This window comes from Nocardia sp. NPDC059228 (assembly GCF_042754245.1).
GTDB lineage: Bacteria > Actinomycetota > Actinomycetes > Mycobacteriales > Mycobacteriaceae > Nocardia.
Genome location: NZ_JBHZAL010000030.1, coordinates 86,495 through 96,907 on the forward strand (window position 1 = coordinate 86,495; position 10,413 = coordinate 96,907).

The following is a 10,413-nucleotide window of genomic DNA, read 5'->3' on the forward strand; positions in this document are numbered from 1 at the left end:
GGCGCACCCCCTGCGCCCGGCCCACTCGCCGTTGTCCACACCGAACCGTCAGGACGCCACCCGCAGTTCGGCGCGCAGCCGATTCAGCGCGCGATGCTGCATGACCCGCACCACGCCCGGGCTGGTGCCGATGGCCTCGGCGGTCTCCGCCGCCGTCCACCCCAGCACGATCCGCATGACCAGCACCTCACGGTGGGTCGAGGACAGCACCTGCATGAGATCGCGTGCCGCCCGGCGGGTTTCCATCGCCAGCGCCCGCTCCTCGGGTCCCGCCTCGTTCATCGGCGCGTCCGGGAACTCCGCGACCGGGTAGGCCGGGTGCTGCTGCGCCCGCCGGAACGAGTCGGCCACCTTGTTCGCCGAGATGCCGTAGACGAATGCCAGGAACGATTTGCCCTGATCCCGGTAGCGCGGGATGGCCTGCACCGTCGCCAGGCAGACCTCCTGCGCCACATCGTCCGCGGTCACCTGCAGGTGACCCGCGCCGCCCATCCGTGCCGCGCAGTAGCGGCGCACCAGCGGATACACGATCTTGAGAATCTCCGAGACCGCCTCCCGGTCACCGGCGGCGGCCGGGCCGATCAGCTTCTCCAATTCCGCTGCGGCGCGCCGGGACTCCGATGACGCCACACTTCCTGCTTTGCCTCCCCGCCCCGCCGGGTGCCGGCGCGAGGCTGCCGTCTGCACCGCGGTCCCGAGCCCCTCGCCCCGGTCCTGCGCTGCCACTGCCTTGCCGTCGGTAACCAACTCCGCGATCCTTTCTCCGATGAGCTGCTGAGAGCTTCTGAGAACGATCGTGCTCGCCGGGAGCCCGCCGAAATAGGTACCCCAGGGGTGGGTTGGTCACCCCCTTCCGTCCCCCAATGGCGCCGAAGGTGTTGCGCCCTGGACATTTAGCGCGATAAGGACCCGATCGGGCGGTTGTCTAGCCCGCGGATTCCGGGGCTTTGGCGGACGAGGAGGGCAGATGGCCCGCCTTGCGCACCGCCCAGAAGGTCACCAGTGCCGCCACGGCGGTCAGCGGCCAGCCCATGGCGATGCGCGCCACGGCCAGCAGACCGGTGCTGTTGGCGTCGTAGAGGTAGTTCTGCACCAGGTAGCGGGCCACGAACACCACCGCCCACACCGCGGTCGCGATGTCGTAGAGCCGCATGACGCGCTTGTCCGACCGCCACTCGGTGCCGTGCCCGTTGAGCGCACCCCAGATCACGCCCGCCAGCGGCCAGCGCACCACCAGCGACATCAGGAACACACCGCCGTAGACCAGGCTGGCGTAGATGCCGAACAGGAAGAAGCCCTTGGCCTCCCCCATCCGGTAGGCGATGAACGCGCACACGCCCACCCCGAGGAAGCCCGAGATGGCCGGCTGGATCGGACCGCGACGCACCAGGCGCCACACCAGGATCGCCGCGGCCACGCCCAGCGACGCCCAGATGGCGGCGGTCAGCCCGCGCAGCGAGTTCACCGGCACGAACACCAGCACCGGCAGCGAGGAGTAGATCAGGCCGCTGAGGCCGCCCATCTGCTCGAGCAGCGTCTGTTCGGGTTCCTGCTCGCCCTCGTCGTCGGCGGCGTCCCGGGCGGCGCGCTCGGCGTCGACCAGCGCCTGCATGTCCTCGTCCAGCAGCGCGTGGTCCATGCGCAGTGGCGGTTCGTCGCCCGAGACGGCATTGAGCTGGACCGTGGGCGGATCGAACGGGGCTGGCGCGCCGAAGGACTCGGTGCGATCACGGCCCTGGTCGCCGTTGCTGGTGGGGTTAGGCATGAGTGTCAGGAGTTCCCGCGGAGTTCGTAGTAGGGGTTGTAGATGACCTTGCCGCCGTCGCGTTCGCCGACCCGGCCGCGGACCAGGATACGACGGCCCGGCTCGATTCCCGGGATGCGACGCCGCCCGATGAAAACCAGCGCCACACTGTCGGTGCCGTCGAAGAACTCGGCTTCCACCTCAGCGCCCGCCGATTTGGGACAGGCCTCGACACTGCGGAGCCGGCCCAGCATGGTGACTTCCTCACCGCGCCGGCACTCCGATGCCCGGCACGCGCCCGACGCCTCCGACGTCTCGGCGAGCTCCTCGGCATCCAAACGATCCAGGTCCTCTGTCAGGCGCCGGCCGAGCCGCCGGAAATAGCCCGACGGGGTGTCCTTCCCACCCGCGGATGGCATCTCGCACGCTCTCCTGTAGAGCTCGACGGCGTGGGTCTCACGTCGTTCGTTCCTTCCACGGCGCCCGGCGGTTTGCCATCCGGCCGCCTGTGGCCGTACCTCCGCCACTGTAGATGGGACGGCCTGCACCCGCCACGCACGCCGGTCACCAGTACTCTCGATCGGTGCCCGATCTACCACGTCCGGCGGTCGCCGTCGCCCTGCCCGGAACCGGCTCCGACGCCCATTTCGCCCGCCGCGCCTTCGGATCCGCTTGCGCCGCACTGGATCTGCCGTTCCTGGCGGTCGACCCGGACCCGCGCGGGGTGATCGACAGCTACCGCAGCGCCCTGGACGCCGCGGCGCGCTCGGGCCCGGTGCTGATCGCGGGCATCTCGCTGGGTGCGGCCGTCGCCGTCGACTGGGCCGCGCACCACCCGGACTCGGTGTACGGCGTGGTCGCCGCCCTGCCCGCCTGGACCGGCGCCGACACCACCGGCTGCCCCGCCGCCCTGAGCGCCGCCGCCACCGCCGCCCAGCTGCGCGCCGACGGCCTCGACGCCGTCCTGACCCGCATGCGCGAATCCAGCCCCGCCTGGCTGGCCGAGGCCCTCACCCGCTCCTGGACCTCCCAGTGGCCCGAGCTGCCCGCCGCCCTGGAAGAGGCCGCGGCCTACCGCTGGCCCGAACCCGAGGTCCTGGCCGCCGTCACCGCCCCCGTCGAGGTCATCGGCGCGATCGACGACCCCGTCCACCCGTTCGTCGTAGCCGAACGCTGGGCCACGCTGCTCCCGCACGCCACGCTGCACTCGATCACCCTGGACGAGCTGGGCGCGGACCCGTCGGTCCTCGGCGCGCGGGGTATCAACGCCCTGCTGCCCCGCCGCATCCCGACCCCCTGACCGGAATCCGTCCCCGCCACGACGTCCGTCGTGACTCGCGGCGGGTCGCGCTCACGACAGTCCGGTGACCGCGCTGCGCACCTTCATCGCGCCGAAAGCGAAACGGGGCTCCGCCACTGTGGCGGAGCCCCGTTTCGCTTGTCGTGCAGCCGAATCCGGGCAGACCGGTCCGGACCGTCCGGTCAGTTCAGGCCGAGCTGCTGCATGGCCGAGCCCTCCGCGCCGCGCCGCGGTTCGGTAGGCGCCTGCTCGGGCTGGAAGGCCGGGCCGCCCTGCATGGCGGCCATCTGGGCCTGCATGGCCTGCTGCTGGGCGGCCAGCTGCTGCTGGTGGGCGGCGGCGAGCTGGTCGGCCAGCTCCTGGGGTAGGACCACCGGCAGCGGTTCACGCACCGGCAGCGGCTCGTCCCCGCGGCGCACCACGGTCTCGCTCATGACCGCGCGAGCCGCGGCCACCAGCGGGGTGTTCTCGTCGGCCGCGCCGGTCGGACCGGCCGCGACCAGGCGCACCATCCAGCGGTAGCCGTCCACGCCGATGAAGCGCAGATCCGCGCCCTGGGTCACGGCGTGCAGCTCACGACCCCACGGGCCCTGCACCACCGACACCTGCGCGCCGTCCTTGCGCAACGTCTCGGCCAGATCGGCTGCCACCGAACGCCATTGGCCCGAGGTCTTGGGAGCGGCGTAGGCCGCCACCGTGATCCGGCCGTGCTGGGTGGCCAGGTGCACCGCCTGCGGCGCGCCTTCGGGGGTCATCTCGACCTGCAGCTGCCCGCCCGGCGGCACCGGCACGATGACCGAGCCCAGATCCAGGCGCTGCTCGGCGATCGACTCGAGCCGGTCGGCGACGTCCTCGTAGTCGTAGGGACCGCTCTCCGGGCCGCGGGCGGCGGGCTCGTCGAACTCCTCGAATTCGTCTGCCGTGTAGCCGGTCTCGTCGTACGCGTCCGCGTCCGCGTACTCGTCGTACTCGGTGTACTCGTCGTCGTACTGCGACGCGTCGTCTCTGTCGCCGCCCTTGTTCTTCTTGCGTCCGAACACCATCGTCATGCCTCCTTGCCGGTCGCCTGACCCGCCCCACCGGACTGCGCGGACAGGCTGGCGTGCCCACCGCTGGATCCGTATCCTCCTGCGCCGCGCGTGGTGTCGTCGAGCGCCTCGACCTCGACGAAGTCCACCAATTCGACCTTCTGCACCAGCAACTGCGCGATGCGGTCACCCCGCCGGAGCTCGATGGCCGTACGCGGATCGTGATTGATCAGGCACACCTTGATCTCACCGCGGTAGCCCGCATCGACCGTGCCGGGGGTATTGACAACCGACAGTCCCGCCTTCGCCGCCAGGCCCGACCGCGGGTGGATCAGCCCGACCGTGCCGGTCGGGAGCGCCACCGCGATGCCGGTGCCGACGAGCACCCGCTCCCCCGGTTCGATGATGACGTCCTCGGTGGTGCACAGGTCCACGCCGGCGTCGCCCTCGTGGGCACGCGTCGGTACGGGGATGCCGGGATCGAGCCGCAGCAGGGGAATAGGTGGAATACCGGTCACGTAGGCCGAGCCTACGCGTTCCGCCTCTCGGTCATTGACCTAGTCTGAGGTCGTGTCCGACCAGCCCCCTCAGGTGACCATGGATCCCAAACAGCAGACCGAGCCCCTCTACACCGAGCGCCTCTGGGTGCCGCTGTGGTGGTGGCCCGTCGCGCTCGTCGTGACGGGGCTGCTGGCAGCCGAAATCCACATGGGCGCACCGGGAGTGCGGGCGTGGCTGCCGTACGTGCTGCTGTTCCCGGTGCCCGTGTGGGTGCTGCTGTGGTTCTCCCGCCATCGCGTGGAAGTGGCCCCCGACGATGCCGGTGTCCCGGAACTGCGCACCGATCGCGCGCACCTGCCCGCGACCTTCGTCAAGCGCGCCGCACCGGTGCCGACCAGTGCGAAAAGCGCGGCGCTGGGCCGACAGCTCGACCCCGCCGCGTTCGTCCAGCATCGGGCCTGGATCGGGCCCATGGTGTTGCTCGTGCTCGATGATCCGGATGATCCGACGCCGTACTGGCTGGTCAGTACGCGTCGTCCGGAACGCATCATCACCGCACTCGGCCTGAAGAACGCGGCCGAGCAGTCCTGATTCATCGAGATTCCGCGCCCCGCTGCGAAGCGGTCTTTCCGCCCTGCTTCGCACAGAGGATTTTCCGCAGCCCCGTCCGGTCCGCGCTCGGCGGACCGAGCGCGGGCTGACGGATTGCGCTCCGGGACCGTGCCTTACGCGGCGCAGTCCATGCAGATCATCTGACCGCCGGACTCGGTGGCCAGTCGGCTGCGGTGGTGCACCAGGAAGCAGCTCGAACATGTGAATTCGTCCGCCTGCTTCGGGATGACCCGGACCGAGAGCACTTCCTCGGAAAGGTCCGCGCCGGGAAGCTCGAACGATTCCGCGGTATCGGATTCGTCGATATCCACGACGGCGGACGCGGCTTCGTTGCGGCGAGCCTTCAGCTCCTCCAGCGAGTCCTCCGATACGTCGTCGGATTCATTGCGCCGCGGTGCGTCATAGTCGGTTGCCATGTCGTCTTCCCCTCGTCCTTACTCCGTATATCCCGGACCGGCACCCTCCTGACCGGCTCCTGGCAGGAGCCGGATCGGGTGGGGATGCCGCCCCGCCCGTGGTGTACGTCACGCGTACACCGGTCACAGATCCGAGCCGGATACTCCTCATCCGCACCGGATCGCGCTCGGTCAACGCAGGACATGCCCTTGTTGTTCCCGAAATCGAACCCCAGTTTCACCCGGGTTGTACGATCTGGGCCGCCAGACAATAGCGGACCCCGGGACAAAAGTCGCAATCAAAACCCCTGCGAGTTGAAACTGAGGGGTAATCGTCACCGACAAGGGAACTCTTCGAGATCTTCCTGGCGCCGTCCGAGACCTCCCCGCCACACCCAGCGGCCGACTTGCCGTGGCCGTTCACACGACAATCGCGACGTTTTCGTAGAGTGTGGGCGTGGTTTCACTGATCACCCAAGGTAACTCGACCGATCCGGACGGACGGTCCTTCATCCGGCGGCGCTGGGAGCCCTGGGCGGCCATGGTGGGCGTCATCGCTCTCATCTGCGTCGGCGTGTGGTTCAAGGCGCTGACCACGAGCGAGGGTGACCAGGGTGCGATGGCCTGCAACTCCCCCAGCCCCGCCTCGAGCACGACCGCGGCCCAGCCCGCCCCCCTCGGCGAGCGGGTGGGGGCCTCACGATTGCGGGATGTGGAGCCCGCGCCCCTCGCCCAGTCGAAGGTGCGCGTGTTCAATGCCAACGGCCAGCGCGGCCAGGCCGCGCACGTGGCCTCCGAGCTGGGTGACCGCGGTTTCGCCAGTGCACCGGACGTGCAGATAGGTAACGATCCGGTGTACGTGAACGGCGACCTCGAATGCACCGGGCAGATCCGTTTCGGCGTGAAAGGCCGGCCCGCGGCGGCGTCGGTGCAGCTGGTGGCGCCGTGCGCCGAGCTCATCGAGGATCAGCGCCAGGACGACACCGTGGACATGGTGCTGGGCTCGCTGTTCCGCGATATCCGGCCCGACACCGATGCCGAGGAGGTGCTGAAGTCGCTGAAGAACCCGACGCCCGGCACCGCGCCGGCCATCGACCCCAAGCTGCTGGAGGCCGCGCGGCACGCGAAGTGCTGAGAATCTCTTTCGCGGGGTGTGTGCTCTGACCGGCAGACCCGGCGTGAAACTCCAACCGGCGCAACCAAGTATATGAACCGGATAACACGAATCGCCGCGATCCTTCGATCGCGGCGATTCGTTTTGCCCGGTCCGGACCGGCGGTCAGGGGTGCCCGGTGGTCGTCCAGCCCTCTGTCACGGCACCGGGATAGGGGTGGTGACATCCAGACGCCTGAACAGACCGAACAGTTCATCAGCGATGCCGGGGGCGGCGGCGGACACCAAATCGCCTGCGGTGCCCGGCGAGTCGGGTGCGGGTGGCAGGATCAGGCGTGCGCCCGCCTCGGTGGCGATGAGCGCCCCCGCGGCCCAGTCCCACAGGTTCAGGCCGTGCTCGTAGTAGGCGTCGGTGCGGCCCTCGGCCACGGCGCACAGGTCCAGCGCCGCCGAGCCGAAGCGGCGGATGTCGCGAATGTGCGGCAGCACCTGCGCCACCAGCTCACCCTGACGGATCCGGCGCTCGGTGGCGTAGGCGAAGCCGGTGGCCACGAGCGCCATGGACACCGCGTCGACCCGGTTGGCGCGCAAGGCAATCGGCGCGCCTCCCGGGGCGGTGCCGTCCACGCTGGAGTCGGCGCGGTGCGCACCCAGGCCGAGCCCGGCGCTGTAGGTGACCGCGTGTGCGACATCGGCGACCGCGCCCGCGACCGGGCGGCCGCCGCGCACCGCGCCCACCGACACCGAATAGGACGGGATGCCGTAGACGAAGTTGACGGTGCCGTCGATGGGATCGACGACCCAGTGCACCAGATCCGGGTCGTCGGCCAGGGTGCCGCCGTCCTCCTCGCCGACCACGCGGTCGCCGGGGCGCAGTTCGGCGACCAGTTTGCGGACCAGCTGCTCGGTCTCGGTGTCGACGATGGTGACGGGGTCGGTGGGGGTGCTCTTGGACTGCACGGCGTCCTGCTCGTGCGCCCCCGGTCCGAAGACCTGCGGTCGGCGCGCGCGGACGTGCGCGGCGGCGGTCTCGGCCAGATACACCGCGACGCGGCGCAGTTCGGCGATATCGGACGTGTCGGTGGTCGTAGCGGCGGCGGGGACGGTGGAAGTGAAATTCGATTCCGGCACGAGCACCATCGCAGCACAGATCCGGCATCCGGCGCATTAGGCTTGTCGTGCACGACACAAGGTGGAGGTCGATCGAGCGGTCATCGGCCGGTGGCTTCGACTCGCCGGCATCCCAGGAAAACGAGGAGTGGTCCATGTCCGATCCCGGACGCGCGTTCGGCATCGATATCGGCGGCAGCGGTGTGAAGGGCGCCGAGGTCGATCTCGCGACCGGCGAGCTGGTCTATGAGCGCATCAAGATCGCGACGCCGCATCCGGCCACTCCGAACGCGGTCGCCGAGGCGGTCGCCAAGCTCGTCGCCCAGTCCGGTTGGGAGGGCCCGGTCGGCATCACCATGCCGAGCGTGGTGCTGCACGGGCAGATCCGCACGGCCGCCAATATCGACCCGACCTGGATCGGCATCGACGCCCGGCACCTGTTCTCGGTGGCGCTCGGCGGTCGCGAGGTGACCGTCCTCAACGACGCCGACGCGGCGGGCATGGCCGAGGACCGGTATGGCGCGGCAAAGGATCTCGACGGGCTGGTAGTGCTGCTCACCTTCGGTACCGGTATCGGATCGGCCGTGCTGTACAACGGCGTGCTCGTGCCCAACAGCGAGCTCGGGCACATGGAGGTCGACGGCCGCGAGGCCGAGCACCGGGCCGCGGCCTCGGTCAAGGATCGGGTCGGCATGTCCTACCCGGAGTGGGCGCGGGAGGTCAGCAAGGTGCTGGTCACCTTGGAAAACCTGTTCTGGCCGAACGTGTTCGTCGCGGGCGGCGGCATCAGCCGCGACTACCAGGAGTGGATTCCGTTGCTCACCAATAGAACCCCCGTGGTACCTGCCGCGCTGCGCAACACCGCGGGCATCGTCGGAGCAGCCATGGCGGTGTCAGCCGGGATCGCACCGTAAGTAAGCTGGTTCGATCGTTACAATGGAACACATGCCCGGCGGTAGGCCGGAAACCGACACCGGCACGAGAGCCGGTTTACCCCCCGACAGAACCGCTCCGCCGGATCACCACTCTGGCGTGACGCCGCACGAGACCGTCACGAAAGGGCGTACGTGGTAGCCACGAATACCCGAGAGACCGCCGAATCGGCCGAGGCCGCCGACTCAGCAGACACCACCGCAGCACGGCCGGTCAAGAAGGCTGCCGCGAAGAAGGCCCCGGCCAAGAAGGTCGCGGCGAAGAAGACCGCGGCCAAGAAGACCGCGGCGAAGAAGGCGACCAAGGCCACCGCCAAGAAGACGGCGGCGAAGAAGGCCTCGCCGAAGAAGGCCGCGGAGCCCGGCGCCGAAGGCGCTGAGGGCGACGAGGTCATCGACGACGATTCGCTGGAGCTCGACGACCTGGGTGACATCGAGATCGACGAGGACGACCTCGACGAGGACGACCTGGTCGACGAGGTCGAAGAGGACGAGGAAGGGGAGGCCGGCCCGGCCGCTCCCGCCGCCGAGGGTGAGGAGGCCGAAGAGGCCGACGAGCCGTCGGAGAAGGACAAGGCCTCCGGTGACTTCGTCTGGGACGAAGAGGAATCCGAGGCGCTGCGCCAGGCCCGCAAGGACGCCGAGCTCACCGCCTCCGCCGACTCGGTCCGCGCCTACCTCAAGCAGATCGGTAAGGTCGCGCTGCTCAACGCCGAGGAGGAGGTCGAACTCGCCAAGCGCATCGAGGCCGGCCTCTATGCCACGGAGAAGATGCGCGAGTTCGCCGAGAAGGGCGAGAAGCTGCCGGTGCAGTCGCGCCGCGACTTCCAGTGGATCATGCGCGACGGCAACCGCGCCAAGAACCACCTGCTGGAAGCCAACCTGCGACTGGTCGTGTCGCTCGCCAAGCGCTACACCGGCCGCGGCATGGCGTTCCTGGACCTGATCCAGGAGGGCAACCTCGGTCTGATCCGCGCGGTCGAGAAATTCGACTACACCAAGGGTTACAAGTTCTCGACCTACGCGACGTGGTGGATCCGCCAGGCCATCACCCGCGCCATGGCCGACCAGGCCCGCACCATCCGCATCCCCGTGCACATGGTCGAGGTCATCAACAAGCTCGGCCGCATCCAGCGCGAACTCCTCCAGGACCTGGGCCGCGAGCCCACCCCCGAAGAGCTCGCCAAGGAAATGGACATCACGCCCGAGAAGGTGCTGGAAATCCAGCAGTACGCGCGCGAGCCCATCTCCCTGGACCAGACCATCGGCGACGAGGGCGACTCCCAACTCGGCGACTTCATCGAAGACTCCGAAGCCGTAGTCGCCGTCGACGCGGTCTCCTTCACCCTCCTCCAGGACCAGTTGCAGTCGGTCCTCGAGACCTTGTCGGAGCGCGAAGCGGGCGTAGTCCGCCTCCGCTTCGGCCTCACGGATGGCCAGCCCCGAACCCTGGACGAAATCGGCCAGGTCTACGGCGTCACCCGCGAACGCATCCGCCAAATCGAGTCCAAGACCATGAGCAAGCTCCGCCACCCGAGCCGCTCCCAGGTCCTGCGCGACTATCTGGATTAGCGATCACCCGAGTTCGGGCCGCTGAGCTGCAGCGCCGCGGCCCCACACGTAACCGAACCCCCCCCCACCGCGGAAAGGACTAAAAAAAAGCAACAAAAAAAACATA

The 10,413-nt window shown here is 69.2% G+C and carries 12 protein-coding genes; 5 read left to right on the forward strand and 7 right to left on the reverse strand.

Going from position 1 to position 10,413, the window contains the following annotated elements; genetic code table 11:
* Nucleotides 1-48 precede the first annotated feature (48 nt).
* The 3 genes from ACFXKA_RS33255 to ACFXKA_RS33265 all read right to left on the reverse strand — a co-directional run bounded on the left by ACFXKA_RS33255 (nucleotide 49) and on the right by ACFXKA_RS33265 (nucleotide 2,163).
* Complete coding sequence (locus ACFXKA_RS33255; RefSeq protein WP_354836888.1) at nucleotides 49-630, reverse strand: sigma-70 family RNA polymerase sigma factor; 582 nt, start codon at nucleotides 628-630, stop codon at nucleotides 49-51.
* A 295-nt stretch (nucleotides 631-925) separates the two neighbouring features.
* Nucleotides 926-1,612: a DUF3159 domain-containing protein gene (locus ACFXKA_RS33260; RefSeq protein ID WP_379430319.1), complete on the reverse strand. Its 687-nt coding sequence runs from the start codon at nucleotides 1,610-1,612 to the stop codon at nucleotides 926-928.
* Nucleotides 1,613-1,770: 158 nt separating this feature from the next.
* Nucleotides 1,771-2,163 carry an OB-fold nucleic acid binding domain-containing protein gene (locus tag ACFXKA_RS33265; RefSeq protein ID WP_354836890.1) on the reverse strand — a complete coding sequence of 131 codons (393 nt, stop codon included), beginning with the start codon at nucleotides 2,161-2,163 and terminating at the stop codon, nucleotides 1,771-1,773.
* A gap of 164 nt (nucleotides 2,164-2,327) precedes the next feature.
* On the opposite strand from ACFXKA_RS33265, the gene ACFXKA_RS33270 reads away from it, so the two are divergent.
* Nucleotides 2,328-3,044 carry an alpha/beta hydrolase gene (locus ACFXKA_RS33270; RefSeq protein ID WP_354836892.1) on the forward strand — a complete coding sequence of 239 codons (717 nt, stop codon included), beginning with the start codon at nucleotides 2,328-2,330 and terminating at the stop codon, nucleotides 3,042-3,044.
* 182 nt (nucleotides 3,045-3,226) lie between these two features.
* On the opposite strand, the gene ACFXKA_RS33275 is transcribed toward ACFXKA_RS33270, so the two are convergent.
* Nucleotides 3,227-4,084, reverse strand: a complete 858-nt coding sequence (locus ACFXKA_RS33275) for a DUF3710 domain-containing protein (RefSeq protein WP_379430320.1) — start codon at nucleotides 4,082-4,084, stop codon at nucleotides 3,227-3,229.
* A 5-nt stretch (nucleotides 4,085-4,089) separates the two neighbouring features.
* Entirely contained in the window at nucleotides 4,090-4,590 is a 501-nt protein-coding gene (dut, locus tag ACFXKA_RS33280) for a dUTP diphosphatase (protein WP_379430314.1), read from the reverse strand.
* 79 nt (nucleotides 4,591-4,669) lie between these two features.
* On the opposite strand from dut, the gene ACFXKA_RS33285 reads away from it, so the two are divergent.
* Nucleotides 4,670-5,164 carry a DUF3093 domain-containing protein gene (locus ACFXKA_RS33285; RefSeq protein ID WP_379430321.1) on the forward strand — a complete coding sequence of 165 codons (495 nt, stop codon included), beginning with the start codon at nucleotides 4,670-4,672 and terminating at the stop codon, nucleotides 5,162-5,164.
* Between the two features lie 134 nt (nucleotides 5,165-5,298).
* Here ACFXKA_RS33285 and ACFXKA_RS33290 read toward each other — a convergent pair whose 3' ends face one another.
* Nucleotides 5,299-5,601, reverse strand: coding sequence for a DUF4193 domain-containing protein (locus ACFXKA_RS33290; protein ID WP_354836898.1), 303 nt, complete (start codon nucleotides 5,599-5,601; stop codon nucleotides 5,299-5,301).
* Between the two features lie 436 nt (nucleotides 5,602-6,037).
* Here ACFXKA_RS33290 and cei point away from each other — a divergent pair, with 436 nt between their 5' ends.
* The gene (cei, locus tag ACFXKA_RS33295; protein WP_379430315.1) at nucleotides 6,038-6,715 is read left to right on the forward strand and encodes an envelope integrity protein Cei; all 678 of its coding nucleotides are present in this window, start codon (nucleotides 6,038-6,040) and stop codon (nucleotides 6,713-6,715) included.
* Between the two features lie 176 nt (nucleotides 6,716-6,891).
* Here cei and ACFXKA_RS33300 read toward each other — a convergent pair whose 3' ends face one another.
* A complete protein-coding gene (locus tag ACFXKA_RS33300; protein ID WP_379430316.1) occupies nucleotides 6,892-7,833 on the reverse strand; it encodes an inositol monophosphatase family protein in 942 nt (313 codons plus the stop codon).
* A 125-nt stretch (nucleotides 7,834-7,958) separates the two neighbouring features.
* On the opposite strand from ACFXKA_RS33300, the gene ppgK reads away from it, so the two are divergent.
* Together ppgK and ACFXKA_RS33310 are read left to right on the forward strand one after the other, a co-directional pair.
* Nucleotides 7,959-8,717, forward strand: a complete 759-nt coding sequence (ppgK, locus tag ACFXKA_RS33305) for a polyphosphate--glucose phosphotransferase (RefSeq protein ID WP_354836902.1) — start codon at nucleotides 7,959-7,961, stop codon at nucleotides 8,715-8,717.
* 153 nt (nucleotides 8,718-8,870) lie between these two features.
* Nucleotides 8,871-10,307 carry an RNA polymerase sigma factor gene (locus ACFXKA_RS33310; protein WP_379430317.1) on the forward strand — a complete coding sequence of 479 codons (1,437 nt, stop codon included), beginning with the start codon at nucleotides 8,871-8,873 and terminating at the stop codon, nucleotides 10,305-10,307.
* The last annotated feature ends 106 nt before the right edge of the window (nucleotides 10,308-10,413 follow it).